This is a genomic window from Enterococcus sp. DIV0774 (assembly GCF_050539095.1).
Taxonomy (GTDB): Bacteria; Bacillota; Bacilli; order Lactobacillales; family Enterococcaceae; genus Enterococcus; species Enterococcus faecalis.
This window is the reverse complement of record NZ_CP172923.1, coordinates 983306-1009525: the sequence shown is the minus strand read 5'-3', so window position 1 is coordinate 1009525 and position 26220 is coordinate 983306. Positions and strand designations below refer to the sequence as shown.

Sequence of the window (26220 nt, the reverse complement as noted above, 5' to 3'; positions counted from 1 at the left end):
CTGATTGTGACCAGACGTTTTCTTTAGTTTTCAGTAATTTCAACATCAGGAAATGAAATAATAAACGTGGTGCCTTTACCAGGTTCACTCTCAACATTGATTTTCCCTTTATGCAAGCGGACCAATTGTTGAACGATTGGTAAGCCTAATCCTGATTCTCCATATTTAGTATTTTTACGGGATGGATCTACTTTGTAATAACGATCCCAGATATTCAAAATTTGTTCTTCCGTCATGCCGATTCCTGTATCAGAAATACGGACAATAGTTTCTAAATAGCCTTTTTCTAAAGCAATATGAATTTCGCCATTTTCAGTAAATTGGATAGCATTTTGAACAATATTGACAACTACTTGAACGAAACGATCATAATCGGCATACACATCAATTGGTTCGGTGGTATCTAAATACAATTGATTACCGGCGGCTTCAGCTTTGGCCGTTAGTTGAGTCACAATATTTTCTAAAGCTTCTGTTCCGTTGAACTTCTTCACGACAATTTGAATCTGGTTGGTCCGAATTTTTTCATAATCAAGATTTTCATTGACTAAGCGAATCAAGCGAGCGGTCTCATTTTGCATCAGTTTAATCGCATTCTCTTTTTGATTTTCAGGAATAGCATTATACTGCAATCCCTCTAACAAGCCATTAATAGTTGTTAAAGGCGTCCGCATTTCATGAGAGGCATCCGCCATAAATTGACGACGGCGCTCTTCTTGCCGATTGATTTCTTCTTGTGATTCTTTTAAAGACGCGGCCATTTTATTAAAATCTTCTGCTAGGTCATCAAATTCATCTTTGTCATGAACCGGTAATTGAATATCAAAATTTCCACTAGTAATTTCTTTGGTGGCTTTACGCATCCGATTAATTCGTTTCACTTGGAAAGTCGCAAATAGATAACTTAGTAACAAGGCAATCACACCAGAAAAAATAAAGCCTTTAATCAAGTTTTGTGTCACGGACTGGACACTTCGGTCAACGTTTTTGGCAGGTTGTGTAATAACCATTGCACCAAACAGAGTTTTAGTAGTCTCATCGAGAACAGGCAACATCACGTAAGCTGAAGTATTCTTTTCTCCATAGATATCAATATTTTCTGTTGCATAAACATAGTTACCTTTCATAATTTGATCCCAATATTTATCGATTAAGGAAAAATCTAACTTTTTCTTACTATCAATTGTTGGGTATAGAACTTCTCGATTCTTTTTAATAAATACAAATTGTACATCTTGTTTTTGTAGTACTTGCTCAGTTAATTGTAATGAATAAGCAAAAGCATTTCGTTCTGATACTCCGGCTATATTGGTGAAAAATCCCCTTGTTTCTATCACTGATTCTGCATAACCAGATAATTGATCATAGTTGTTAGCTTGCATTGTGCGCTTGGTCAATTGTGTGAAAGACGTTCCGACAATGAGAATAATCAGAGCAATCACACCTATAAAAGCAAGTAATTGTTGATACAAATACTTCATTAAGCAACACCTGAATCGTCGAATTTATACCCTACGCCCCAAACCGTTTGGATGACTTGAGGACCCACTTTTTCAATTTTTTGTCGTAATTTTTTGATATGGGCATCAACTGTCCGTTCATCGCCAAAGTATTGATAGTCCCAAACCAATTCTAGTAGTTGTTCGCGTGAAAAGACTTGGCGTGGTTTTTTTGCTAAAGTGTATAGCAAATCAAATTCTTTAGGTGTTAAGCCTTCAATTAATTGATTATCTAAATATGTTTCTCGTGTTTTCGTATTCATTTTAAAATGATCCGTAATCACATCAAACGTTTCATCTGTATTCTCGGACGTATCATGTGCAGCCTCTGCCACCTCGGCACGACGATGTAGAGCTTTCATCCGTGCAATCAAAGTTAATGGACTAAATGGTTTTGTCACATAATCATCCGCACCCATTTCAAGGCCAATTACTTGGTCACTTTCAGAATCACGAGCGGTCAACATAATAATGGGAACATTCGCTGAAACTTTGCGAATTTCACGACAAACAGCCATCCCATCCATACTAGGTAAGTTTAAGTCTAACGTAATCATGTCCCATTTTTCTGGCGAAGCAAGAAAAGTCGCCAATCCTTCTTTGCCATCATCTTTAAAGGTAGCTTCCCACCCTTCATTTAAGAAAAACATTTGCATCATTTCTGAGACGGATTCATTGTCTTCAATCATTAATATATTCATTTCATTCACTCCTTATTCACTTTTCATAAAACTGCTCTATTGTAGTATACTCTAAAATTGAATTTGTACCAACCGATTCTATATTTCTTCAAAAATCCTTTACAGAACCATCAAAAATCACTTTTTTTCCTGCTCTTTTAAAGAAAACGATGGGAACCCATTGTCTTTTCAGAAAAGTTTGTTAAAATAACAAGCGTAGAGAGGATGTTAGGGTATGGATAAAATGAAAGCTATTACTTTTTTTGATTTAGATGGAACTTTGTTAGATGGAACATCGCAAATTACTCCTGAGATTACCGCAGCAGTGGCGGCCTTGAAAGACAATCAAATTTTACCTTTAATTGCGACAGGACGGACCTTGTGTGAGATTCAGCCAATTATGAAAGCCAGTGGCATTGATTCTGCGATTGTAATGAACGGGCAATTTATTCATTATGAAGGAAAAACGATTTATTCAGATGAATTTACAACAGAGGAATGTGTTTCACTGCATGAACATGTCAAACATCGTGGTCATGAATTGGCTTTTTACAATGAGCGACGTATTTTTTGTACAGGGCATACTGGCACAGTGAAACAAGCCTATGATTATATTCATTCAGCTGTTCCAGAAATTGATCCCACAGGTTATGAGAATGATGCCGTCAACATGATGTTGGTCTTAAGTCAACATGGCGATGATGATGAATATTACTATGAGCGGTTTCCTGAATTGACCTTTTATCGCAATGGTCCTTTTTCAATTGATATTGTTCGTAAAGGGGTCTCTAAAGGCTCTGGTGTCAAAAATCTTTTTAACACCTTGGGATTAAACGGCATTCCCACTTATGCCTTTGGTGATGGCATCAATGATTTGGCGCTGTTTGAGGCCTGTGATTATGGAATTGCCATGGGTAATGCGCGAGAAGAACTAAAAGAAAAAGCCACCTTTATTTCAACTAAAAATACTGAGAATGGCATTGTTAATGGCTTGAAAAAATTTGATTTACTATAAGAGAAAACTACCTTCTTCTATTGATGTACTTTAGAAGAAGGTAGTTCTTTTGTATGTTCATTTTTCTTTTTCTGCTGAGCACAGAGAGCTACTCCCACTACTTGAATCAGCAAAATCGCTCCCAACAAACAACTTAATACGATGTTTCCTGATAGGATTGTTCTTCTGATTAAAATAATTAATACGACACTGCTAATTCCGTAGAGTAACCATTGGTTGTCCATTTTTATTGACCCCTTTGTTTTTCTATGTTTAGGATAGGATGTTTCCTACTAAAATGCAAGGAAAGATCCTAGATTCTTACAACTAACCCATAATTTTTACTAATTCCTTATTTGTTTTCATTTATTCTTAAGATTCGTTTCATTTTTGTAAAAAATCACACTTTTTTTCTATCTCTGTTTTAAATTGCGTACAGTTCTTAAAAAAAATGATACACTAAAAGTGAACTCGAAATGAAAGGAGCCATTCCTTTGGTTAATAGCGAAAAAAGAAAACAATTAATTATTGATACATGCATTTTAGCTGGAAAAATTATGCTGGAAAGCGGATCTGAAGTATATAGAACCGAAGATACAATTACTCGGATTGCAGCAAATGCTGGCGAGCCAGAGAGCGTTTGTTACACGACGGCTACAGGGATTTTCGTGGGTTTTCGTTCCAGTAATTATACGCAATTAGAAAACATCCCCCAGCGCTCGATTAATTTGGAAAAAGTTAGCCTTGTCAATCAATTATCAAGAGAATTTGCGCAAAAAGAGATTACTCTACCAGAGCTTTATCAGCGCTTAACTCTATTAGAAACAGATACCCCCACTTTTTCAATTTCGTTACGCTTGTTAGCAGCCGGAATTGTTAGTTGTACGTTAATGTACATTTTTGGTGGCACTTGGCAAGATTTTATTGCAACTTTTTTTGTTGGCGGGATTGGCTATGCCAGTTATCTTTTTACCCAAAAGTTATTCCAAGTTCCTTACCTCGATTCATTCGCAGCCGCTTTTGTCATTGGTTTGTTGGCCTATTTGGCTGTGCATTTTCGCTTAGCAGTCAACATCGATAATATTATTATTGGTGCGGTGATGCCGTTAGTTCCAGGTGTGGCGATTACGAACTCTTTTCGCGACATTTTAGCCGGCCACCTCATCAGCGGGACGGCGCGAGGGACAGAAGCTATTTTTATTGCTGGGTCTGTTGGCCTGGGAATTGCCTTGATTTTTAAATTATTTATGTAAGGAGTGTTCAAATGGAACTAATTTTTCATCTTCTCTTTAGTTTTTTAGCAACTGTGACGTTTGGTATTATTACGAACATTCCTCGTAAAGCACTGGTGGCTTGTGGAATTACTGGCATGACAGGCTGGATGATTTATTATCTCTTAACGCAAACTTTTGATGCTAGTCAAACCTTTGCAAACTTTTTAGGAACGGTCGGGTTAGGGATCGCTAGTATCTTTTTTTCCCGTTACAAAAAAATGCCGATGATTATTTTTTATATTCCAAGTTTGGTTCCTTTAGTGCCAGGAGGCCCTGCCTATCAAGCAGTTCGGAGCATTTTGTTAGGAAATATTGATGACGGTTTGCAGTTGATTTTAAAAGTTGTCTTTACTGCTGCAGCCATCGCAGCGGGCTTTATGGTGACATCGTTACTGGAACGAATTGTCAAACGTTTTTTCCCCAAGCGACTCTTCCGATTGGTCAAAAAATAAAAAAACAAGCTCATTTTCTGAGCTTGTTTTTTTACTCTACTTCTTCAAAGAACAGCAACAAATCTTGTAGCGTTAATTGTGCTTTTTCAGCAGCGTTTAAATCTTGAACAATTTTACCTTTTTGTAAAACAATTAAACGATTGCCATATCGTAAAGCATCTTCCATTCGATGGGTAATCATCAAACAAGTTAAGTTCCCTTCTTCAATCCGTTGTTCCGTTAAGTGCATCAACTGCTTGGATGTTTTGGGATCTAAGGCAGCAGTATGTTCATCTAAAAGTAATAATTCTGGTTTTGTGATAGTGGCCATTAATAAACTTAAGGCTTGGCGTTGACCGCCAGAAAGGTTACCTGTCGGTGTATCCAGATGATTTTCCAAGCCATTGCCAACTTCTTGACAGATTTTTGTAAACAAGGCGCGTTGCTCATTTATCTTCCGTAATGTTAAGGGACGTTTTTGTCCGCGTTTCATGGCAAGCAATAAATTTTCTGCCACAGTCATTCTTGGTGCTGTCCCCATTTTAGGATCTTGAAAAACACGCGCTAGAGATTTGGCCCGTTTGACTTCAGAAAGATTGGTGCGATTGACTCCTTCAATTAAAAATTGTCCTTCTGTTAGTGTCAAAGTTCCTGCTAAACTATTGAACAGCGTACTCTTGCCTGCGCCATTTCCACCTAAAACAGTAATGAAGTCCCCAGTATAAATGGCTAAGTTCACATGATCCAAAATCACTTTTTTTTCATTCATCCCATTATCAATGATTTTTGTCGCATTTTTTAATTCAACAACTGGTTTCATTTCGTTTCCCCCTTATCAGAAAAGCCGTGTAGTCGTAATGCTTTTTTCAATTGTGGGATCATTAAACAGATTGCTAAAATCACTGCTGAGAAGATTTTCAAATACGTCGTATCAAAGCCTAATTTAATCACTAATAAAATCAATAGTTGATAAATAATACTCCCTACAACAATCGCCATCAACCGTTCACCAAACGTTAATTCTCCAAACAGTACTTCACCAATAATGAGTGAAGCCAAGCCAATCACAATGACACCGGTTCCTTTACTTACATCCGCATATCCATCATTTTGGGCAATCAAAGCGCCAGATAAGCCAATCAAGCCATTCGATAAAACCAATCCTAAAATTTTCATGCGATCCGTTTGAATGCCAATCGAGCGAGCCATTTCTTCATTGTCACCTGTCGCAATATAGGCTTGTCCTAAACTAGTGTTAAAGAAAAATAACAGTAAAATCATTACCACAGCCAAAACACTAATCCCTAAAAAAATAGTATCATAATAATCGGGTAAGGCCATTTTTTGAAAAACATCTTGAATCTTCGGTTGGTTTAATAAAGACTTATTTGGCGACTTCATCACAAATAAAATCACGGAATTTAAACCAGACATCACTAAAATTCCTGCTAAAATAATTGGAATTTTTCCTTTTGTAAATAGTAAACCAGTCACTAAACCGGCAAGCATTCCTGCTCCGACCCCTAAAAGAGTCGCTACAAATGGTGAAACCCCTGTTGTAATGGCAGTTACACAAACCGCCCCTCCTAACGGAAATGAACCTTCTGTGGTCATATCTGGAAAATTTAAAATTCGATAAGTCATAAAGATACCTAGTCCTAACAAGGCCCATAACATTCCTTGTCCAATTGCTGAAACAATCATCGCTTCTCCTACTTTCTTTGATAATTAGTTAATCAATTTCGATTTTTTTGCTAACTCTGCGGGAATCGTAATTCCTAACTTTTGAGCTTGTTTTTCATTGATAATTGTGTCGCCTGTATTAAAGGTATAAATGGGTGTAGTTGCTGGTTGACTTTTTCCAGACAGAACCTCTGCTGCCATTTTGCCGGCTTGTACCCCCAATGCATGTTGATTAATCCCTACAGTTGCTAAACCGCCTTGTTCTACCATTGTATCCACCGAAGGAATAATCGGCGTCTTGGTTCGATTTGCTTCTCCGACTACCGTTTGCATGGCATTAGCAATCGTATTATCAGTTGGTATATAAATCACATCTGTTTCCTTAGTCATTACTTGAACCGTTTGTGCAATTTCATTACTTGATGGCACAGCATATGTTTTCACTGTCAATCCTTTGGCTTCAGCTGCTTTCTGCGCTTCAGCTACTTGGTATCGAGAGTTTTCTTCTGAGGAAGCATAGAGAATACCTATTTTTTTGGCAGCTGGTATCAATTCTTTTAGTAAATCCATCTGGGCTGACAAAGGAGATTGATCACTAACACCCGTGATATTACCGCCTGGCTTTTGATTGTCTTTCACCAATCCTGCACTAACAGGGTCCGTAATGGCGCCTAAAATGATTGGGATTTCTTGGGTAGTGTTGGCTAACGCTTGCGCAGCTGGCGTGGCGATACCAATTAAAACGTCTGCCTTTTTTTGTACTAATTGTTGACTCATGATTGCTAACTTACTCTGGTCGGCTTGACCATTTTGAAAAATAATTTCTAAGTTTTTGCCTTTGTCATAGCCATTTTCCTTTAACCCTTCTTCGACACCTTTATAAATTTCGTCCAATGCGGGGTGACTGACAAACTGCAAAACCCCTACAGTAACGGTTTCTTTCTTTGAATTCGTCACTTTTTGATTCACAAAAAAAGCACCAATTAAATAAATAGCTAATAAAGACACGACAAACGTTAAACGTTTATTTTTCATTTTGCATTCTCCTAACTGCCCTTTTGTTTGGCAACTTTTTCTTTTTAATAATAAAACCATTATCTATAGGGCGTTTCTTCCGTTGAAAGTGAAACTGAGATTCGTAATCCTCTGCTTAGTCAAAATCCTAGGAACACTTTTTTACAAATGTCAGGATTTAGCTGCGACGAGGATCGCAATTTTGGTGAGAATCTCAGGAGCACTTTTTTTACGAATGTGACAACGTTCTCTTCGTTCACCTTGTGCTACTCATCATTCTTAAAGGCCAAACTGCGGCGAGTATACGCAGCCTGCATCTACTCTGTCACTTCGTGCCAATCGTAGTGCTTGTCAGGATTTAACTGCGACGAGGATCGCAGGAGCACTTTTTCTACGATTGGGACAACGTTCTCTTCGCTCACCTTGTACTACTCATCACTCTTAAAGGCCAAACTGCGGCGAGTATACGCAGCCTGCATCTACTCTGTCACTTCGTGCCAATCGTAGTGCTTGTCAGGATTTAACTGCGACGAGGATCGCAACTTTGGTGAGAATCGCAGGAGCACTTTTCTACGAATGGGACAACGTTCTCTTCGTTCACCTTGTGCTACTCATCATCTACTCTGTCACTTCATGCCAATCGTAGTGATTCGTAGCAAAAAAACAACGACTTATCCTAAGTGTTTAGGAGTGGTCGTTGTTTTTATGCAAAACAAAAACCACATAGATGGGTCCTCTATGTGGTCGTTTTTTCTTCTTGAATATAACCAGCATAGATACACTTTTTAGAATAAGTCTTCTAAAGTTGTATCTATGAAAGAATCATACATACAACTATCTACGCCAGTTTTGCCATGATTGGTGCATTTCTTTTACGTTAGATAATTGTGTCATGTATTTTCCCTCCTAGTTATGTTGTTAAAGGTAGTCTACACTATATTGATTTTGTTCGTCAAGAAAAAGTTTTTATTTTCTTGCATTTCTTTTACTTCTAAAAAACGAGCCACTCTTATGAGAGGCTCGTTTTTCTTTATTTCAGCATATTTACCACTTAATTGTTTCGGTTTCTTTCAATTTTCACGGGAACTTTAACTGCTTGTTTTTGCGATTGAATCAGCCATAAACTTACTAAAATCGTCATTGAAATTACTAATGCCATCGAAAATCCCCTCTTTCTAGTTCCTTAAAACTTTCTACAATCTAAGTTTAACATAGCTAGCTATTATTCACCAGTTTCTGGTACTGTATCAGTGCTTTCTATCGTCGTTTCAGTAGATTGAGCAACGCCAGTCGTGCTGGTCGTCGTCTGTGTTTCCGCGGTCTTTGCTGCTTCTTTTTCAGCTTCTTGGGCTGCCTTTTGTTGGTCTTTCAAAACGCCAGCCATCGGTAATCGATTTAATTCTGGTATTAATTGTGTTTTTAAATCCATAGATTTTTCGACAACCGTCCGTGTCTTTTCTTTGCCATTTTCAAAGAAAACAAGCGTGATCTCATCGCCGCTAACATTGTATTGCTCTTGTGCTTTGCCAGCATTATAAATTAACGGATAGATATACAGCGAACGATGAAATTCATTCATTTTATCTGAATTAAACAGCTTCACCATTTGATCGTATTGCTTGCCAGATGGTTTAGCAAACATGACTGACATGGCTCCTGTTTCTTGGATTTTCTTGTCTGCTGTTTTGTAATCTAAGACACTGACTTTCTCTGATTTGATGGGTCCTGCGACTAACGATTCAACTTGAGCAGCTCGAATATTTTTTTGCATCGTTGGAATAAAAATGATTGAGCCAATTATTAATACTAATGCTACAATAGCGGTAATCATTAACAGTTTTCTTTGTCTTAATTCATAAAGTGCCTCTTTTAGTTCTTCCATAAAATTATTCAACTTCTAATCGCTCCTCGCTTTTAGTTCTTATCTATTATACTAATCATTTTCTTTCTTGCCTACCCTTGCGCTTTAATTACTAAAAAAACCAGCAAACTTCCCCAGCTTTCTAAGGAAAACCCAACTCCTTTTTAACAAGCTTCTTTCTTAAATTCAAAAACTCCGCTATAATAAAGCTATTAGTCGGAAAGAAACGAGGGATTTATTATGTCATTTGATGGCGTATTTACTCATAGCATGGTTCATGAGTTGACAGAAACACTCGTAAGTGGTCGGATTTCAAAAATCCATCAACCTTATGAAAACGAAGTCGTTTTAGTCATTCGTGCGAAAGGTAAAAACCATAAATTATTATTATCAGCACATCCTAGTTATGCGCGCATACAACTATCTACAATTACCTATAGCAATCCGGAAACACCTCCTAATTTTGTGATGATGTTACGAAAATTTCTGGACGGTGCCATTTTAGAAACGATTCAACAAATAGAAAATGATCGCGTGATTCACTTCACCTTTTCAAAAAGAGATGAACTAGGTGACTTACAAAATATTGTTTTGATTGTTGAATTAATGGGACGTCACAGTACTATCGTTTTAGTTAACCAATCTTCTGGAAAAATCTTAGATGCGATAAAACACATTGGAATGAGCCAAAATAGTTATCGTTCGTTGCTTCCTGGAGCAACTTATATTGAACCGCCAAAACCAATGGGACTTAATCCGCTCACGGCCTCAAAAGAAGAAGTCTTTGCGCTTCTTTCTACAGCTCCTGAATTAAACGGACGCTATTTACAACAACATTTCCAAGGTCTAGGCAAAGATACAGCAGACGAATTAAGTGCCCGTTTACTTGCACAACCAAATGAAAAAATGGCCATCTGGACGGAATTTTGGTCCTCAGTCACTGAAGCTGTTGTACCGACATTAACAGTCACTGAAAAAAAAGAATATTTTACGCCCATTCCTTATCAATCATTAGTTGGTGAACAAACAACGTATCCGACACTCAGTGAATTACTAGATGCCTTTTATTCTGGTAAAGCAGAGAAAGACCGTGTCAAACAACAAGGCGGCGAACTAATTCGCAAAATTGAAAATGAACTAAAAAGAAATCAAAAGAAACTTAAAAAATTACAACAAACCTTAGCCGATACAGAAAACGCTGAAAATTACCGTCGCGACGGAGAACTATTAACAACCTTCATGGCACAAGTCCCAAAAGGAGCCACCGAGGTGGAATTACCAAATTATTATGAAGAAAATGCACCGTTGCGTATCTCGCTAAATCCTGCACTTTCACCTAATCAAAATGCACAAAAATATTTTCAAAAATACCAAAAATTGAAAAATGCTGTCCGAGTTGTTAAGACACAAATTCAGCAAACACAACAAGAAATTTCTTATTTAGAGTCAGTTGTGGCACAACTTGAAATTGCGACACCAATGGACATTGAAGTGATTCGTGAAGAACTGATTGAACAAGGCTATTTAAAACGTAAAAAAAATAAAAAACAAAAGCAGCCGAAAAAAAGCCAACCCGATCTTTTTTATGCCACAGATGGCACACCTATTCTCGTTGGAAAAAACAATTTGCAAAATGATCAATTGACTTTACGAACCGCTAAAAAAACTGATTATTGGCTCCATGCCAAAGATATTCCTGGATCTCATGTAATTATTCGTGACGCACATCCTAGCGAAGAAACCCTTACTGAAGCCGCACTTCTAGCAGCTTATTTTTCAAAATATCGACTTTCTTCACAAGTGCCTGTTGACTATGTCCAAGTAAAACATGTGCATAAACCCAATGGAGCAAAACCAGGTTATGTGATTTATGAAAACCAACGAACGTTATATGTGACGCCAACAGAAGAATCGATCAAAAAAATCCAGCAAAATAAGGATTCTGCTTCCTAATTATATTAAACTAAAAAACAACGTACTGCCGATTGATCGTACGTTGTTTTTTTGCATTGGCAAAGACATTTATCAAGTGATAAATAACACAAGTAAGCTCAATTAGTTTACAAACTAGCCATTTCTCTCTATACTGACTGTTGGAGGTGAAATTCATGGTCTTTTTACACATTATTTTTGGGATGTTTGCCTTTATTGGCGCTTTAGGTTTAGGTGTCGCCTTCCGCGATAGCTTTACAGAACTTTCAACACCAAAGAAAGCAGCGATTATTTTATCTTACGTAGGTGCGATTGGTTCAACAGTCCTAGGGTTCACATCAGCAACAAAAAATCCATTTGTTTTAGCTGCAACAGTTGTCTTAGTTGTCGCCTTTTCTATTGCTCTTTTCAAAAAAAGCAGTAAAGAAACAAGCAAATAATAAAACCTTTGAAGAGCGGCATAGCGACAAGCTACCCTCTTCCTTTTACATACTATTTAAAGGAGTGAGGCAAATGTCTCTGACTATTTCTGAAGAAGTAAAACAACGTTTAGCCCCTTTCTTAACTGAAACGAACACCTTCTTGTTGGTAGCAAATGACGGCTCTAATCCTTATTCTTCCGCAGAAGGTTGTTGTATGATTGGCGATCGTTTCATTATCGTTCCTGTTGATCAAGCGGAAGCGCCTTATACCGAAACAATTGCTAATGATTCTTTTCACGTCTATACTTCGACGTATGACCAAATGTTTTTAACAGGGCATTTACAGCTAGTGATTCATCCGAATGCGGGAACCATTACTTTAAAAAATGAAAGTGGCATATTAGATAGTAATGTGGACATTTATCAACACTAAAAAAGCAAACAAAACGTTTACGCGTTTTGTTTGCTTTTTTAGTGTTGAAAGGCTTGAAAGGTAGTAATGATTACGTACATCATCCCCGATGCAATAATCGGACCAGCTGCAATTCCTTTTAAAAAAACGACGCCAAGAATCGTTCCAAAAACTAAGGCCACCGTAATCTCTGGCGATTGATTAATTAAACCTACTCCTTTTGAGGATAAAACAGCCACCAGAATTCCACAAAGTATCCCCAGCCATCCCATCGGTGTTTTGAATGATTGAATTAAATCCTTTAAGCCAATTTGTCCTGTAGCAATCGGGACTAAAATGGTAATTGAAATAATTGTGACGCCTAAATTAATGCCTTTATCTGACAACCACGACATGATTTTCGCACTATTTGGTAAAGCTTTTAAAGCAAGCACAACAACTGACGCAATTAATAAACTTTGATTTTTTGCAACAAACGCAATCAAGGCAATCAGTAGTAAAAAAAGCCAACTTTCCACTGGTTGTCCTCCTTTCTGATTTGGTTCTTTCGTTAACCAAACTTTCTTGTCTTTCCTATTTTAGCAAAGAACCTCTTTAATTACCATTCAGCTTCAGTAATTATTGTCTTTTTCACCCGAATCTTGCTTAGAAAAAACGAGTTAAAAATTAATTTTTTCTCATAACAAGCCTTTTTCTCTTTGAAAAATTATTTTATGAAGTATACTAATATTAACTATAAAGTAGTTTACTTGCATTTATACTGGATATTCGATATCCTATTTAAGGCTCTTCAATTGAGCGAGCATCACAAAAGACATTTTAGTAGCAATTCTTGGGGAAGTAGTGCTACTAAGATGTCTTTCCTTTTTTTATTTTTACTAACAATATACGTTTCTTATATTAAAATTCACAACTCTTTATAAATAAAAGCGCCTGCCCCACAGTTGTCTGGACTGTAGGGCAGGCGCTTTTCAAGTCATTTAAACACGCTTTAGTTTTCTTTCAAACGATAAACACTTGGACTTGGGTTAAGAAAACCTGCTTCTAAAATTTCGATGTTAGTTAATGCTTGCTCTTTAGTTACTAGTTGCGGTGCACCATTTTTCAACGTTTCATAGACGGCATCATAATAACGACCGTAATCACCTACAGGCGTTTTAATTTGTTTTTTAATCCAGTCGCCATTGCCATTACGGTAGGTCACTTCTCCATAATACATTGGTGAATCTTCTCCAAAGCCTGGTGCATCCGGCATGATTCCGGCTTTTAAATCATTTTCTTGTTGATCTTCGCCATATTTGATGAACGAGCCATTGCTGCCATGAACAATAAAACGTGGATACGGACTAGCGACAGAATGATTCGTTTTAACTTTTACTTTTAATTTTGAACCATAATGTAAATCAACGTCAAAATAATTATCGACTGCCTCGCTCACTTCATTATTACGAATATCATAAGTGACTTGATCTGGACGCCCGAAAAGAGCAATCATGCGATCCATTAAATGAATGCCTAGTCCGTAAAACGAACCATTTTCTTTAGGTCCTTGTTCCGTGATACTTCCTGGTCGATAATAATCAATATGCGTTTCCACTTCATTGATTTCTCCTAAAAAGCCTTGCTCTACTACTTGCTTCATCGCTAGGTAATCGCCGTCGAAACGTCGATTTTGATAAGGCATCACTACTACCCCTTTTTCTTGCCCTAATGCAAATAATTCCTCTGCGTGTTCTAACGTATCACAAAATGGTTTTTCCACAATCACTGATTTACCAGCTAAAATGGCTTGTTTGGCTAAATCATAATGTGTATGCGCAGGCGTACAGATTGTGATCAATTCAATTTCTGGATCCGTCAATAATTCATTAAGGTCAGTGGTAAAATTTACGCCTTTTTCTTTAAAGGGCGCCGCTGCTTTTTCATTAACATGTAAATCGAAAATTGTTTTCACTTCTAGTGTTTCTCGAATCATTACGTAAGGTAAATGGTAACGATTGGCACTTTTACCAAATCCAATAAACCCCATTTTTACTGTCATATTTTCCACACTCTTTTCTTATAATTAGATAAGTCCATTTGTTTCAATGACTTTTTGATACCAATAATAACTGTCTTTCGGGATTCTTTCTAAGGAACCTTTTTGTGTTTCATCTTGATCCACATAGACAAAACCATAACGCTTTTGATAGCCGTTGAGCCACGACAGTAAATCGGTGTAACTCCATGTACAATAACCAATAACTGAAACACCATCCGTAATCGCCTCTTGAATCGCTTGGATATGGCTTCGCAAATAATCAATGCGATACGTATCATGAATTTGTTTATCTTCTGTTAAGGTATCATATTCGCCTAACCCATTTTCAGTAATTAAAATAGGCACTTGATAGCGACTAGCTAATCGTCGTAAGGCAATTCTCAAACCTTGCGGGTCAATGGCCCAATCCCAGTTCGTTCGTTCAACATATGGATTATTTACTTTTTTAAATAGACCCGGTACCCCAGATTCCGTTTCAGAACCCTTTTCACCCGTTGTATTCATCTTCCCTATTCCAACACCATCTAATGGATTAGCAGCAACCGTATCCGTCCGATAATAATTAATACCTAGAAAATCAGGTTTGGCTGAACGTAGTAACGCTAAATCGCCCTCTTTTATCGTTGGGGCCACACCTTGCTCCTGTAAGTAATTTAATGCGGCAATTGGGTATTCTCCCCAAAGATAGACATCTAACCAAAAATGCGACAACAAATCTTCTGCATTTTCTGCCGCCAAAACATTGGCAGGATGCGCATCAACGGCATAAACAGGCGTATAAGCAAAGCTAGGGCCAATTTTGCCAGGCATTTCTAATTCATGAAACGCATTAATCACTGCTGCATTGGCTAAATTAGCAATATGATTGGCCTCATACATCCGTTTATTATCTGTTACGCCGGGAGGATGCACGGCTAATTGATAACCTAACGAAGTAAACACATTTTGTTCATTTAAACTAATCCAATAGCGAACTTTGCCACGGAAAGCGTCAAATAAAATCTTCGCATAGGCCACAAAATCATCAATAATTTTTCTTGATTCCCAGCCACCATATTCTTTTTGCAAAACAGCTGGCAAATCCCAATGATACAAAGTTACCATTGGTTCAATTCCTGCCGCTAATAACTCATCAATTAAATCTGAATAAAATTTCAGTCCCGCTTGATTTACTTGACCACGTCCTTCAGGTAAAATTCGTGTCCATGCAATCGAGAAACGATATGCTTTTAAACCTTGTTGTTTCATTAAAGCCACATCTTCTTTGAAACGATGATAATGATCGACGGCTAAATCACCAGTTGTCTCTTTGAACGTTTTTCCTGGTAGCCGAACAAATTCATCCCAAACAGAGGCGCCTTTGCCGTCTTCATTCCAAGCACCTTCTACTTGATAAGCTGCCGAAGCAGAGCCCCATAAAAAATCTTGCGGAAATGCTTTTAGTTGGTGATGTTCCATTGTCATACCTCCCTCTTTTCTGTGCTGCCCTTTTATTGTAAAAGGTTTTCACAAAAAGTACCAATCAGATCAATAAGTTCTTCTGTTTACTTTTAAAACTATATAGTTTTAAAAAGAATAAGTCAACTACTTTTATTTAAGTACTTGATTATTAAGTGGTTACGTTAAAAATAAATATATAGTTTTAACATGTTAAATTCATGGTATAATGAGAGAAATACTGGTGATAAAGGAGGACTCTGATGCGGACAAATACACGTTATAAAGAAATTTATGCAGCTATAAAACAGGATATTGAAGCAGGTGTTTATCCCATTAATCAAAAGTTACCCCAAGGTCGTCTTCTTGCAGAAAAATATCAGGTCAGCGAACTAACCATTACAAAAGCCTTACATTTGCTTGTGCAAGAAGGTTATGTTGTCAGACGACGTGGCTCGGGCAGCTTTGTTCAAGACTTTCAAAATCGAACCATTACTAAATTTTCTCCGTTAACCGGCACTTACTCAACCTACGATGGAAAAGTTGAATCCGTGGTTTTAGGCTTTGCAACAGAAGTACCTGAGCCTTGGGTGACTGAAAAATTAAGTATTACAGAAGAAGAGTTAGTCTACAAAATTATTCGTTTACGGATTATCGAAGATGTGCCCTCAATTATTGAATACACTTGGATGCCCGTTGCTTTAATTCCGAACTTGACAATGAAAGAATTGAAAGTCTCCATTTATCAATATATTTCGGAACAATTGCATCAAAAAATTCAAAGTGCGCGGGTCAGCATTTCTGGGATCCGTCCTTCTGCGTTGGAAAAAAAATATTTAAACTTAACCGATAATGATTTCCTGATGCGTGCAGAACAAATTGCTTACCTAGGCAATGGACATATTTTTGAATATTCAATTGCGAATCATATTCCTAGTGAATTCACTTTTGAAACTGTCTTAATTGCAGAAAAATAGAAAACTTTTATGTTGCCATTTCTCATTTCTAACAAAATGATCTCTTTACTTTGAGCCAATACTTTTTGTTAGAAATGTTTTTCTGTTAGTTAAAAATATTTTTCAAATTATATTTCCAAACATGAATTTTGATAAAAGTATTGCTATTTACTAGAACTACGATTAAAATATTGCTTGTAGCACTCTTTTTAATATAGATACAAGCAATTTGTTTTTTACATAGTCAATCAACCAAAGTGAGGACTTTATATGAGGAAACCCTACATTTTAATGAGCTTACTCGTTCTAAGTACCTTATTAAGTGCTTGTTCAACTGTAAGTGGCAGCCCAGCAAGTCAAAGTGCGCCCGCACCTGATGAAGTGTTGGCGACAAGTATTGGGACGTATGAAAATCGAACATTGTTGGTTCCAGATGGTCGTTTAGCCTTAACTGCCTTGCATAAAGGAAAAGATTATCAAGGCAAACCAATGTTTTATGTCCTGTTTGAATTAACCAATACAACCGAAAAAACACAAAATATTCAGCTAATGATTCAAAGTTTTATGGAAGTTAGTCAAACTGTCCACGGAAAAGCCCAAAATTTACAATATGCAGTCTTAACAGATTCACCTTTCCAAGACAAATTAGATCGTTTAGCAGATGAAATCAATCCTGGTGAAACAATCCAAGGCGCTTACCCGTATGAATTTATTAATGAGAACAAGCCGGTCCATTTTAAATTTAGAGATCGCCTTCTCAGTCTGGATGAACCCATTGCATCAGAAGAAATTACCATTACAGAAAAAAGTTTGGTCCGCTAGCTTAGCTAGCATTGGACCAAACTTTTTATTTATTATTCAGATGGAAAAGATTCTCCTTCTATAAAACGTGTGTAAATGTGTTCGCTCTCAGCAAGTTCTCCCCGCATTAAATGAATAATTTTCTCTGCAGCCACCATGCCCCATCGATGTTTAGAATAGGCAATTGTTGCTAATCGCGGTTGCACAAACGCACCTAGTTCAGAATTATCAAAACCAATAATCCGAATGTCTTTCCCCATTTGGTAATTTGTTTCTGCAACATATTTATAGACACCGATCGCCATTTCATCATTAAAAGCAAAAACATCGACTGGTTCTGTCTGTGGTTGACTCAAAATTTTTTTAGCAGCCGCATAGCCAGAAGGTTCGGTAAAATCGCCTTGGATAATTTCATAAGGTATCCCAAAACGAGTTAATTCTCGTGTACTAACAGCCAATCTTTCTTGGCTATCATAACCTTTTTCTGGTCCAGAAAGCAGAAGAACTTTTTTTGAACCCACATTGACAAATTGCTCAATTGCCTGCGTGGCACCGCCACGATTATCCAAGAGAACTTGCCGAATATTCCTATGCTCAGTGGTTCGATCAAGGACAACGATTGAATGGCCTCGTTCAGCAAACTTTTCAATTTCTTTTGTTGGAAATGTCCAATCTAAAATAATTGCCCCATCCACCATTTTTTCAGGAATGAAAAGATGTGACTTTTTACCGCTGCAGACAATCATCTCATAATCAAACAGTGCTAAGCCTTTCTTAATTCCCTCCAACAATTCACCATAAAAACTACCGCCATAATCGGCCAAATAGACACCAATAATATTGGTTTGACGACGTTTTAATGTGCGAGCGGCCATGTTAGGAACATAGTTTAGCTCTTCAGCAATTGCTTGGATGCGCGTTCGTGTTTCTTCAGTTACCTTTGAACTCCCATTCAATGCGTAAGAAACGGTCGAGATTGATACGCCTGCTTTTTTTGCAATATCTTTAATTCCTACCATGGACTACTCTCCTTTCTAATGGTAAATTTCAATAACACTTGCTTCATTTAATAATGAAAGCACCTCGTCTTTTTGAACTTCCATTCCCCCTTCTCGATAAGGGTTTTCTTCAAACTTAAACGGAACCTCTTGACCATCAATAACTATTTTCGCTGACTGATTTGGATAAAATTTATATGTGACAGGTTTATCAAACAATTGGTAAGTTAGTGCTAAACCAGACAATTTTTCTGGTAACACGGGATCGAAAACCACACTTTGGGCCTTTTGCCGAATCCCTAAAACAGCTGTAATTAATTGATTTAAATAAATTCCCGGCCCGCTTGAATAAATTCGCCAGCCACCTTTTACCCCAATACTTCCATCTTTTAGTTTACCAAAATTTTCTTGTGATTCATACCTTGTTTTAAAATCGCCATCGGAACTACTAAAATAGGCATTGGCTTGGCGTAACTCTGCATTGTGAACCACTTCTTTTAATTGAACTGGATTGATTTGCATTAATGCTTGCCAGGTTTTGTCTCGCTGACCAATTTTCGCCATCGCTTCTGTATAGCGAATGTGCGCATGAACATACTGTAAACCAATTTCGCGACCAAAATTAGCCGCCTGTTCTGCTCGTTTAAAATTAGTGCTCACACCGCCTCGATAGTTCGCTGGTTTGTTCATTAAGCGCACGCCATCAGGAAACGTTAATTCTTTTTCAATAATTTTTAAATGATGACTTACTTGTTCCGGTGTTAATAATTCGGCTAACATACTACGAGTCATTGGCAATAATCGATATTGAATCCCTGTTTTTTGGTCATTTGGGTGAATCATTTGTTCAAAAGTTTCTGGCGTTTCCATATAAATAAACCCTGGAATCGTTTCATCCGCCAACATATATTTTTGAAAATCGTTCTTTATTCCTGCGACTAAAATTGTTAAGTGCTGACTATAAGTAGCATCGATTTCCGTAATTAAAGCCGCAAATTTTTTCAACACTTGATACGTTAAGGCAACGGTCCAACTACTAGCCATTTGCTCTTTAAGACGATTATCATAAGGTTGTAACGTGTCATCCCAATCGCCGTCACCGTAACAGGATAGAAAAGTTTCTGGTAAAAAATGTTGTTCAATATAATTTATTTCTTTTTTCAAATGTTCAAATAAAGATGCTGTTTCTTTTGTTTTGTGATTATCTTTGCGACTTGTATAAGGGATTTCTGTAGCTAAGATTGAATAATCTGCGGTTTGTTCCAAATAATCAGTCACTACTTTCAATGGCCAGACGATAATATCGCCATGGCTTTCACTGGCTTTTTGTTCTTCGTATCGGTCAAACATAAACCATTGCGGCCAGTTGCCATCGTCCTCAAATTGATTTTCAAATAGATGCTGAATAATGGAGGCCACGATTTTAGGCTGTTGCGTCGCAAAGAAAAATTCTGTCGGTCCTTGCGACACATCTCGTGTGCCCCAAGCTGCTCCACCATACTGTTCTAAGCCATGTGGCGACAAATAATGAACGAGCATATTATGAGTATACCAACGAGTTAATTGATTCATTTGCTGCACACTTGAGTCTGTGTGTGTTAACTCAAAATGATGTAACAAGCCATTAATGAATGCCAAATATTGACTTTCTGCTTTTTCAAAATCTAATGGTGTATTGACTAATGCTTGGTCCTCTATACTGCCCATAATAAGTAGTGAAAATTTTTGGGTCTTTTCGATTGCCAAGACTAATAAGTCTGCTTCAGCTCCACCAAATAATGTGCTATCGGTTACTTGAAATGATTTATCAACTGTCAATGCATAGGTTAGTTCTGGGTAATAATTTTCTGTGGCAGAATGATTTCCCGTCACTCGAAGCGTTTTGCCAGTTTGTTCTAATTGATAGGTTGGTACTTCTTCCGGTCCTAATAACAAATGGTTAGAAACAGCCCACATATATGCATCCTTTTGACTGGTCACTTCCAATTGAATCACTCTTGAATCAGGCGAAGTGAAGGTGCGTACACGAATTGTATCCTTTGGCAACTTATAATACCACGTAGCAGAGTTCAACCCCATTTCAAAAGCAGAAGGCATTGTTAGTAAGCGCCATAAGCCATTCTCTAAAATGTAGATTCGTTGACCAGAGCGTTTCATAACGTTTAAAGCGTTTCGGCTATTACTCATTAATTTGTTCATGGTCGTATTTCCTAAAACTACTTGTGAATTGAAAATGCCATACATATACACTGTCGTACTAAGCAAAGGTTCGTCAACCGTTAAGCCTTTACCACTTAATAAAATGTGGCCATGCGCTCTTTCCATGGCAATTTCTTTTTCTTGAAGAACAACGTGATGGTAATTTTCCGTGAAAAAGGAATACGTCTGACCTGCTACTTTTTCAATTTGTGTCTGAATGGGATAAAGTGCAGCCAACTCTTCTTCTGTTAATGGATTTCCTGTGATAGGTTCTCCTAAAAGTTTCGTAGGATAGTCCTGTGTTTCTTCTAATAAATCGAATGTCACAGTTTCATAAATAGCTTGTAAGTCTTCTTTCGATAAAAAAGGTTCAGCTAATGCTTGCGGATGTGTTTCTGTTACCGCACCATAAAAAACAAATTCCTTACTTTCATTCGTTAATTGGACGGCTTCCGTTTGTAAAGCGGTGTAAGCAAATTCATATTGATAGACTTCATTTGCTAAATATCTTTTTCCCAATGCTTCTGGTGTGTTTGTTTGTTTAAATGAACGTCCGAAAAATTGATAACCGTCCGTTGAGTAGCCTACTAATTTTTGAAAACTCCCTTGAATAAGGGCTGGAAACTTCTCATTTTGCGGTTGATTTTGTCTTGATAAAACAACAAGCTCTTCGCCCTCTTGCCAAATGTGATGATCAAGATACTGCGACACATACGCTTCATTTGACTGAACGGCTCCTTTTGTCGCTAAGCCAATATCTTGACCATAAACAATATCTACTAAGCCAGTTCCAGTGACATTAACCCGCCAGAACCATTGATTGCTTGACCCCAAACGAAAGTCAACTTGGTAACGAACTGCTTCAAATTCACCCCGCCATGTCAATTGGTTATCTGAAAGATAAAAATCACTTTGACTGTTGGAACCAATCATTGGTCGATAATTAATTGTGTCCCCTGTAATTATCCGCAAATAGAGTTGGTTCATACTGCCGTCTAAAGGATTACCTTCTAATTGATTAATCATCATGCCACAGCTATTCAATTCTTTTAAATCACCTGTCTCTAGAAATGTAGCAACTGTGTCTGCTTGCTTAAGCTTCTTTATCTGCATAACTTATCCTTCCCATCTTATTCATTTAACGTGACTGTTGCGGTTTGTACATCGCGACTATTTCCACCAATCATTACGATAAATTCACCTGCATCACTGGTTACCTGATTGTCTGAATGAACATAACGCACCATATCCTCTGAAAGAAGAAACTGAACTTCTTTTTCTTCCTTTGGTTCCAGCCAAACTTTTTGGAAATCTTTTAACTCTTTAATTGGGCGAACCACTTGTCCCACCAAATCACGTACATAAAATTGCACGGTTTCCTCTCCAGCGATTGGACTGTCATTTCTTACTAAAACAGAGACAGTGACTGGTTGTTCTTTGGTAAATGTTAATGCACTTAGTTGAATTGGTTGATAAGAGAAATGACTATAACTTAAGCCAAATCCAAAGGGATATTTAGCGTAATTGGAGACATCTAAATATTTAGAAACATATTTTTCTTCTGGTGCTGACTCATAAGGACGCCCAGTATTGTCGACATTGTAAAAAATTGGCACTTGACCAACCGTTTCTGGGAACGACATACTTAAACGACCACTTGGATTGTACTCTCCCCACAAAATTTCTGCTAGCGCATTGCCCCCTTCTGTTCCAGGTTGCCAAGCTTGCACAATTCCTTTTGCAACATCTATCCCTTGTAAATCTAAGGGCCGGCCACTGTAGACCGTGACAACAACATTGGGATTTTTCTCAATAATTTGTGCCACTACTGCTAATTGTTTTTCGGGTAGACGAATATCACTGCGACTGGCAGCTTCCCCACTCATCCAATCTGTTTCGCCTAGTGCCACTACTACTTTATCTGCTTGACTAGCTAACGTTAAGGCCTCTTCAATGGCCGCCGCGGTCGGTTCAAAGTAATCAAAGTGTTCTTGGGCAACTAGAAGATTTGTGATTAATTTTTGGGCACCAGCCACGAGGGAAATGGCTTCTTCTTTCTTTCCTTGCCATGACCAAGCCCCTAAAATATCTTGTGATTGGGCCCCTGGGCCGACAAGCGCGATTTTTTCTTGCGGTGTAAAAGGCAAAATATTTTCATTTTTTAAAAGAACCATTGATTTTTGAGCAATCTTTTTAGCTATTTCTCGATGCTCTTTGCTTAAAATCACTTCTGCTTCCGCTTGTTCATCCGCACCACGATAGGGATTTTCAAATAAGCCTAGCTCATTTTTTAGTTTTAAAATTCGCATAACTGCTTCATCAATAAGTGTTTCAGCAATCCGGCCTTCTTCAAGTAATTCTTTTAAATAATCTGGATAACACGTGGTCATCATTTCAATATCTACACCAGCTTTGATAGCCAATTCTGCTGCCTGTTTTTCATCTTTGGCAACGCCATGAGGAATTAATTCTTTAATCGCTCCCCAGTCTGAAATCACAACCCCTTCAAAGCCAAATTCATTTCGTAATACGTCTCTAAACAGCCATTGGTTGCCTGTAGCAGGAACCCCATCCACTGTATTGAAGGACGTCATGACAAGTTTTGCACCCGCATCTAATCCAGCTTTATAGCCAGGTAAATACATTTCTCTTAGCTGCCGTTCAGACATATCTACCGTATTATAATCCCGACCAGCTAAGGCACCACCATATGCCGCAAAGTGCTTCACGCACGCGGCTACTCGCCAATTGTCCTCTTTTAAATTTTCTCCTTGGTAACCTCTAACCATTGCAGCAGCTAAGCGGCTGTTGAGTAATGGATCTTCACCTGTTGACTCCATTACGCGTCCCCAACGTGGATCGCGCACTAAATCAACCATTGGCGAAAAGGTTACATGTAATCCCGAAACAGCAGCTTCTTTTGCTGAAATCTCCGCCATTTTTTCAACCGCTGCTTCATCCCAAGTGCTTCCTAAAGCCAAAGGAATCGGAAAGATGGTTCTGAAACCATGAATAATATCCGCCATTAAAAGTGTTGGAATATTTAATCGATGATTTTGCATATATTCTTTTTGAACACGTTTTGCTTCGTTTGCACCGGAAACACCCAGTGTTGTCCCCGCCGTATCAATCGTTTCTTGACTTAGTCCTAGCTCTGACATGGGGCCGGTCTTTTCTTCTGCTTTATCTGAATAAAACGCTGCTGCTAATTGTAATAATTGATTAATTTTCTCATCAATCGTCATTTCTTCGACTAATTGAATCAGTTGATTTTCTTTCATACTCTCACCTTTCTTCAATACATACTTCTGCTTCTAAAGGAAAATGGTCGGAAGGAAAACGTCCATCGATGCTATCTGTTAAACTTGCAGTTTTCTGTACTTGCCAACCTTTTACATAAATATAATCAATTTCTTCTAATTCCGCCCAAGGTTTTGTGTAAGTAAAATTTTGAAATGTTCCTCTTGGGCCATAATGAGTAGCTAAATTTTTGCTATCTTGAAATTTTTTTTGAACAAGTTGATGCACCGCTTCCCCCGACTCTGCATTAAAATCGCCCATTAATAAAGTTGGATACTGTGCAATTTTGTCATGTAACTCCTCTAAGATAACGGTCATTCCTGCTAAACGAGCATGATCTGAAATATGATCCAAATGAACATTGATGACTAAAAAAGGCGTATTTTGAGTCGTTTCCTTAAATAGTCCCCACAAAGCAATTCTTGGACAGCCAGCTTCAGGATGGATACTTGGCTGCTGAGGTGTTTCAGATAACCAAAAATACCCTGTATCAATAGCCTGAACTTTTTGTTCGTTATAGAGAATCGCTAGTCCTTCTCCTTGACCATCCCCTTCTCTTTCCGCAGAAAGACAGGTGAATGTTGTATACGCCTTTAAATCCCTGACTTGATTCGGTCGTACTTCTTGAATACAACAAAGGCTCCAATCATGAAAATTGATTAACTGACAAACAGCCTCTTTACGAAAAGACCATTGCCAATCTTGGTCATACTCTGTATCTACCCGGACATTATACGTAGCTATTTTCATTTTTAACCTCCTGCAATAGTTGTTGAATTTGACGCATTTCACGACGGATCTGGGTTGTTTCTCCGCCACCATGGCCTTTTTTCCAATACACTCTGACTGCTTTTCTTGCCTTTATCTGATGATAAGAAGGGAAAAAATCTTTCATTGGACATATCGGATCGTGACTCCCAACAGAAGCAAAGACTGGATTTTTAATTTGCGAAACAAAGTGACGACTATCAAAATAAGGAAGAACCGCGGCAATTTTTTCATGCGCTTGAGGATGCTCTTGTAAGTACTGATGAATAATTTGATACGAACCCGTTCCTTCTGATACTCGATTTTCTAAACAAGAATGACTTGGAACATCTGCAAAAGTAGCTAAAATCGGGAAGTCAACTAAACTGTTCACCATTAACACTACGCCACCCCCTTGGGAACCACCACGAAGAATGATTTGGTCCTGATTAATTTCAGTAAAGGTCCGCACCACTTCTACGCTACGTAAATGGTCAGCAAACAAGCGGCGTTGGTACCAATCTTCTTTGTCTAGAAATCCTCGTCCCATTGGTGCTTCATGCCAAATTGTTTGATATGGCACGCGATCTTTGGTTAATCCCCCTTGACCTCGATTATCAATGACAAAACAAGCACAACCAATTTGTGTCCAATGAGCAAATTGCCAAGGTTCTTGAATATGATTCATATAGCCTAAACAATCAATCACTATTGGCTGTTTCCCCGCCGTTTTAGGAAGTAACAAATAGCCAAAGATGCGCTCACCTAGGAAACTTAAAAAGTCGACCTGTTCCACTTGAACATTTTCCAATGGATAGTCAATGACCCGCCGATGGATATCTAGCGGTATTTTTTGAAGTTCTTCCTTGGTCTTTTGCCAAAACTCAAAATACTCATTCATGTTCCACACCTAACACTTTCTGAAAAAACGCAACTTGAAGAAAAGCCGTTGTCCCGAATCCTAACGCAATATATAAAAACAAATTAAGCTTATAGAAAAAAACAAACGTTAAAAGAGGTAAAATAAACAAAATAATCGCATTGGCACTATTACTTAAGACCACATAAACCGTCTCACCTAGTGTCTTTTTAACGGACCAATTAAAAACGGAAAAGAGAAAAAGAAAACTCGTCAAAAATAATGCAACAAAACTTAATAGAAAAATAGCTAAGAAACCTAAACTAGTGGCTATTTTAAATAAACTTGTTACGACAATACCGCCCAGTAAAAAAGCAACGAACAAGACACCTGTTAAAATAAAACCTCGCATGATATTATTTTTTAATGCTGTCCAAAACGTTCGCAAAACAGGAATATCTTTTTCACGATACAAACGATAGATCGTTCGATACAACGCAATTAAGCCGACACCGCTAAAGATGCCTGTTATACAGGTAATTAAAAAGAGAAAATTAATAATGATCAAGTTGGCAATAAAAGAAAAAATCCTATAATACCAACCTTCATATGCAAATAGCTTATTCATATTAAAAGAGAAAAGCGGATTTCTCGTTGCTTTATCCGCTTTTCTCTCCTCC

24 protein-coding genes are annotated in these 26220 nt (G+C 37.8%); 8 read left to right on the top strand and 16 right to left on the bottom strand.

Annotated elements, in window-relative coordinates; translation table 11 throughout:
- Window positions 1–23: 23 nt before the first annotated feature.
- Both IGL86_RS04980 and IGL86_RS04975 read right to left on the bottom strand, forming a co-directional pair.
- Window positions 24–1481, bottom strand: a complete 1458-nt coding sequence (locus IGL86_RS04980) for a sensor histidine kinase (protein WP_033625324.1) — start codon at window positions 1479–1481, stop codon at window positions 24–26.
- Window positions 1481–2200: a response regulator transcription factor gene (locus IGL86_RS04975; protein WP_002381953.1), complete on the bottom strand. Its 720-nt coding sequence runs from the start codon at window positions 2198–2200 to the stop codon at window positions 1481–1483. The genes IGL86_RS04980 and IGL86_RS04975 overlap by 1 nt, the downstream gene beginning before the upstream one ends.
- A gap of 214 nt (window positions 2201–2414) precedes the next feature.
- Between IGL86_RS04975 and IGL86_RS04970 the strand changes: the two genes are divergently transcribed.
- Window positions 2415–3194: a Cof-type HAD-IIB family hydrolase gene (locus IGL86_RS04970; protein WP_002369540.1), complete on the top strand. Its 780-nt coding sequence runs from the start codon at window positions 2415–2417 to the stop codon at window positions 3192–3194.
- 17 nt (window positions 3195–3211) lie between these two features.
- On the opposite strand, the gene IGL86_RS04965 is transcribed toward IGL86_RS04970, so the two are convergent.
- Window positions 3212–3418, bottom strand: coding sequence for a hypothetical protein (locus IGL86_RS04965; protein WP_002357875.1), 207 nt, complete (start codon window positions 3416–3418; stop codon window positions 3212–3214).
- Window positions 3419–3649: 231 nt separating this feature from the next.
- Here IGL86_RS04965 and IGL86_RS04960 point away from each other — a divergent pair, with 231 nt between their 5' ends.
- On the top strand, window positions 3650–4426 hold the full coding sequence (locus IGL86_RS04960; RefSeq protein WP_025187328.1) for a threonine/serine exporter family protein: 777 nt from the start codon (window positions 3650–3652) through the stop codon (window positions 4424–4426).
- An 11-nt stretch (window positions 4427–4437) separates the two neighbouring features.
- The gene (locus IGL86_RS04955) at window positions 4438–4899 is read left to right on the top strand and encodes a threonine/serine exporter family protein (protein ID WP_002377734.1); all 462 of its coding nucleotides are present in this window, start codon (window positions 4438–4440) and stop codon (window positions 4897–4899) included.
- 31 nt (window positions 4900–4930) lie between these two features.
- On the opposite strand, the gene IGL86_RS04950 is transcribed toward IGL86_RS04955, so the two are convergent.
- From IGL86_RS04950 to IGL86_RS04935, 4 genes are all read right to left on the bottom strand, one after another.
- A complete protein-coding gene (locus IGL86_RS04950) occupies window positions 4931–5698 on the bottom strand; it encodes an ABC transporter ATP-binding protein (RefSeq protein WP_033625323.1) in 768 nt (255 codons plus the stop codon).
- The gene (locus IGL86_RS04945; RefSeq protein WP_002357879.1) at window positions 5695–6582 is read right to left on the bottom strand and encodes an ABC transporter permease; all 888 of its coding nucleotides are present in this window, start codon (window positions 6580–6582) and stop codon (window positions 5695–5697) included. Before IGL86_RS04945 ends, IGL86_RS04950 begins: the two co-directional genes overlap by 4 nt.
- Window positions 6583–6606: 24 nt before the next feature.
- Window positions 6607–7596 carry a tryptophan ABC transporter substrate-binding protein gene (gene trpX, locus IGL86_RS04940; RefSeq protein WP_002391629.1) on the bottom strand — a complete coding sequence of 330 codons (990 nt, stop codon included), beginning with the start codon at window positions 7594–7596 and terminating at the stop codon, window positions 6607–6609.
- Window positions 7597–8797: 1201 nt separating this feature from the next.
- Entirely contained in the window at window positions 8798–9457 is a 660-nt protein-coding gene (locus IGL86_RS04935) for a hypothetical protein (protein ID WP_033625509.1), read from the bottom strand.
- A 219-nt stretch (window positions 9458–9676) separates the two neighbouring features.
- On the opposite strand from IGL86_RS04935, the gene efbA reads away from it, so the two are divergent.
- The 3 genes from efbA (at window position 9677) to IGL86_RS04920 (ending at window position 12223) form a co-directional block, all read left to right on the top strand.
- Window positions 9677–11389, top strand: coding sequence for a fibronectin-binding protein EfbA (efbA, locus tag IGL86_RS04930; RefSeq protein WP_002360516.1), 1713 nt, complete (start codon window positions 9677–9679; stop codon window positions 11387–11389).
- 155 nt (window positions 11390–11544) lie between these two features.
- The gene (locus IGL86_RS04925; RefSeq protein WP_002381957.1) at window positions 11545–11808 is read left to right on the top strand and encodes a hypothetical protein; all 264 of its coding nucleotides are present in this window, start codon (window positions 11545–11547) and stop codon (window positions 11806–11808) included.
- Between the two features lie 73 nt (window positions 11809–11881).
- Window positions 11882–12223: an iron-sulfur cluster biosynthesis family protein gene (locus IGL86_RS04920; RefSeq protein ID WP_002391631.1), complete on the top strand. Its 342-nt coding sequence runs from the start codon at window positions 11882–11884 to the stop codon at window positions 12221–12223.
- Window positions 12224–12261: 38 nt separating this feature from the next.
- Here IGL86_RS04920 and IGL86_RS04915 read toward each other — a convergent pair whose 3' ends face one another.
- The 3 genes from IGL86_RS04915 to IGL86_RS04905 all read right to left on the bottom strand — a co-directional run bounded on the left by IGL86_RS04915 (window position 12262) and on the right by IGL86_RS04905 (window position 15701).
- Complete coding sequence (locus IGL86_RS04915; RefSeq protein WP_002357887.1) at window positions 12262–12720, bottom strand: DUF441 domain-containing protein; 459 nt, start codon at window positions 12718–12720, stop codon at window positions 12262–12264.
- Between the two features lie 473 nt (window positions 12721–13193).
- Window positions 13194–14243 carry an oxidoreductase gene (locus tag IGL86_RS04910; protein ID WP_010712336.1) on the bottom strand — a complete coding sequence of 350 codons (1050 nt, stop codon included), beginning with the start codon at window positions 14241–14243 and terminating at the stop codon, window positions 13194–13196.
- 24 nt (window positions 14244–14267) lie between these two features.
- Window positions 14268–15701, bottom strand: coding sequence for a glycoside hydrolase family 1 protein (locus IGL86_RS04905; protein WP_002366531.1), 1434 nt, complete (start codon window positions 15699–15701; stop codon window positions 14268–14270).
- 242 nt (window positions 15702–15943) lie between these two features.
- Between IGL86_RS04905 and IGL86_RS04900 the strand changes: the two genes are divergently transcribed.
- Both IGL86_RS04900 and IGL86_RS04895 read left to right on the top strand, forming a co-directional pair.
- Window positions 15944–16657: a GntR family transcriptional regulator gene (locus IGL86_RS04900; RefSeq protein WP_002366529.1), complete on the top strand. Its 714-nt coding sequence runs from the start codon at window positions 15944–15946 to the stop codon at window positions 16655–16657.
- A 270-nt stretch (window positions 16658–16927) separates the two neighbouring features.
- Window positions 16928–17458: a DUF5067 domain-containing protein gene (locus IGL86_RS04895; RefSeq protein ID WP_002384665.1), complete on the top strand. Its 531-nt coding sequence runs from the start codon at window positions 16928–16930 to the stop codon at window positions 17456–17458.
- A gap of 32 nt (window positions 17459–17490) precedes the next feature.
- Here the strand turns inward: IGL86_RS04895 and IGL86_RS04890 are convergent, their stop codons facing one another.
- Genes IGL86_RS04890 through IGL86_RS04865 form a run of 6 tightly spaced genes read right to left on the bottom strand, consistent with a single transcriptional unit; the run spans window position 17491 to window position 26168 of the window.
- Complete coding sequence (locus IGL86_RS04890) at window positions 17491–18456, bottom strand: LacI family DNA-binding transcriptional regulator (RefSeq protein ID WP_002357893.1); 966 nt, start codon at window positions 18454–18456, stop codon at window positions 17491–17493.
- 15 nt (window positions 18457–18471) lie between these two features.
- Window positions 18472–21747 (bottom strand): GH36-type glycosyl hydrolase domain-containing protein, encoded by a 3276-nt coding sequence (locus tag IGL86_RS04885; protein WP_033625354.1) that lies wholly within the window; start codon window positions 21745–21747, stop codon window positions 18472–18474.
- A 17-nt stretch (window positions 21748–21764) separates the two neighbouring features.
- Window positions 21765–23915 (bottom strand): glycoside hydrolase family 3 N-terminal domain-containing protein, encoded by a 2151-nt coding sequence (locus IGL86_RS04880; RefSeq protein ID WP_033625355.1) that lies wholly within the window; start codon window positions 23913–23915, stop codon window positions 21765–21767.
- Between the two features lie 4 nt (window positions 23916–23919).
- Window positions 23920–24684: an endonuclease/exonuclease/phosphatase family protein gene (locus tag IGL86_RS04875; protein WP_025187080.1), complete on the bottom strand. Its 765-nt coding sequence runs from the start codon at window positions 24682–24684 to the stop codon at window positions 23920–23922.
- Complete coding sequence (locus IGL86_RS04870) at window positions 24665–25582, bottom strand: acetylxylan esterase (RefSeq protein WP_025187081.1); 918 nt, start codon at window positions 25580–25582, stop codon at window positions 24665–24667. The genes IGL86_RS04875 and IGL86_RS04870 overlap by 20 nt, the downstream gene beginning before the upstream one ends.
- On the bottom strand, window positions 25575–26168 hold the full coding sequence (locus tag IGL86_RS04865) for a DUF624 domain-containing protein (RefSeq protein WP_002357898.1): 594 nt from the start codon (window positions 26166–26168) through the stop codon (window positions 25575–25577). Before IGL86_RS04865 ends, IGL86_RS04870 begins: the two co-directional genes overlap by 8 nt.
- Window positions 26169–26220: the final 52 nt, after the last annotated feature.

Excerpts from the sequence above, each read along its gene's own strand:
- IGL86_RS04920 (WP_002391631.1), top strand. The coding sequence starts at position 11,882 with ATGTCTCTGACTATTTCTGAAGAAGTAAAACAACGTTTAGCCCCTTTC.
- IGL86_RS04980 (WP_033625324.1), bottom strand. The coding sequence starts at position 1,481 with ATGAAGTATTTGTATCAACAATTACTTGCTTTTATAGGTGTGATTGCT.
- IGL86_RS04865 (WP_002357898.1), bottom strand. The coding sequence starts at position 26,168 with ATGAATAAGCTATTTGCATATGAAGGTTGGTATTATAGGATTTTTTCT.
- IGL86_RS04955 (WP_002377734.1), top strand. The coding sequence starts at position 4,438 with ATGGAACTAATTTTTCATCTTCTCTTTAGTTTTTTAGCAACTGTGACG.
- IGL86_RS04875 (WP_025187080.1), bottom strand. The coding sequence starts at position 24,684 with ATGAAAATAGCTACGTATAATGTCCGGGTAGATACAGAGTATGACCAA.
- IGL86_RS04950 (WP_033625323.1), bottom strand. The coding sequence starts at position 5,698 with ATGAAACCAGTTGTTGAATTAAAAAATGCGACAAAAATCATTGATAAT.
- IGL86_RS04935 (WP_033625509.1), bottom strand. The coding sequence starts at position 9,457 with ATGGAAGAACTAAAAGAGGCACTTTATGAATTAAGACAAAGAAAACTG.
- IGL86_RS04900 (WP_002366529.1), top strand. The coding sequence starts at position 15,944 with ATGCGGACAAATACACGTTATAAAGAAATTTATGCAGCTATAAAACAG.
- IGL86_RS04890 (WP_002357893.1), bottom strand. The coding sequence starts at position 18,456 with ATGGTAGGAATTAAAGATATTGCAAAAAAAGCAGGCGTATCAATCTCG.
- IGL86_RS04960 (WP_025187328.1), top strand. The coding sequence starts at position 3,650 with ATGAAAGGAGCCATTCCTTTGGTTAATAGCGAAAAAAGAAAACAATTA.
- IGL86_RS04870 (WP_025187081.1), bottom strand. The coding sequence starts at position 25,582 with ATGAATGAGTATTTTGAGTTTTGGCAAAAGACCAAGGAAGAACTTCAA.
- IGL86_RS04880 (WP_033625355.1), bottom strand. The coding sequence starts at position 23,915 with ATGAAAGAAAATCAACTGATTCAATTAGTCGAAGAAATGACGATTGAT.
- IGL86_RS04910 (WP_010712336.1), bottom strand. The coding sequence starts at position 14,243 with ATGACAGTAAAAATGGGGTTTATTGGATTTGGTAAAAGTGCCAATCGT.
- IGL86_RS04975 (WP_002381953.1), bottom strand. The coding sequence starts at position 2,200 with ATGAATATATTAATGATTGAAGACAATGAATCCGTCTCAGAAATGATG.
- IGL86_RS04965 (WP_002357875.1), bottom strand. The coding sequence starts at position 3,418 with ATGGACAACCAATGGTTACTCTACGGAATTAGCAGTGTCGTATTAATT.
- IGL86_RS04895 (WP_002384665.1), top strand. The coding sequence starts at position 16,928 with ATGAGCTTACTCGTTCTAAGTACCTTATTAAGTGCTTGTTCAACTGTA.
- efbA (WP_002360516.1), top strand. The coding sequence starts at position 9,677 with ATGTCATTTGATGGCGTATTTACTCATAGCATGGTTCATGAGTTGACA.
- IGL86_RS04885 (WP_033625354.1), bottom strand. The coding sequence starts at position 21,747 with ATGCAGATAAAGAAGCTTAAGCAAGCAGACACAGTTGCTACATTTCTA.
- IGL86_RS04945 (WP_002357879.1), bottom strand. The coding sequence starts at position 6,582 with ATGATTGTTTCAGCAATTGGACAAGGAATGTTATGGGCCTTGTTAGGA.
- IGL86_RS04905 (WP_002366531.1), bottom strand. The coding sequence starts at position 15,701 with ATGGAACATCACCAACTAAAAGCATTTCCGCAAGATTTTTTATGGGGC.
- trpX (WP_002391629.1), bottom strand. The coding sequence starts at position 7,596 with ATGAAAAATAAACGTTTAACGTTTGTCGTGTCTTTATTAGCTATTTAT.
- IGL86_RS04970 (WP_002369540.1), top strand. The coding sequence starts at position 2,415 with ATGGATAAAATGAAAGCTATTACTTTTTTTGATTTAGATGGAACTTTG.
- IGL86_RS04925 (WP_002381957.1), top strand. The coding sequence starts at position 11,545 with ATGGTCTTTTTACACATTATTTTTGGGATGTTTGCCTTTATTGGCGCT.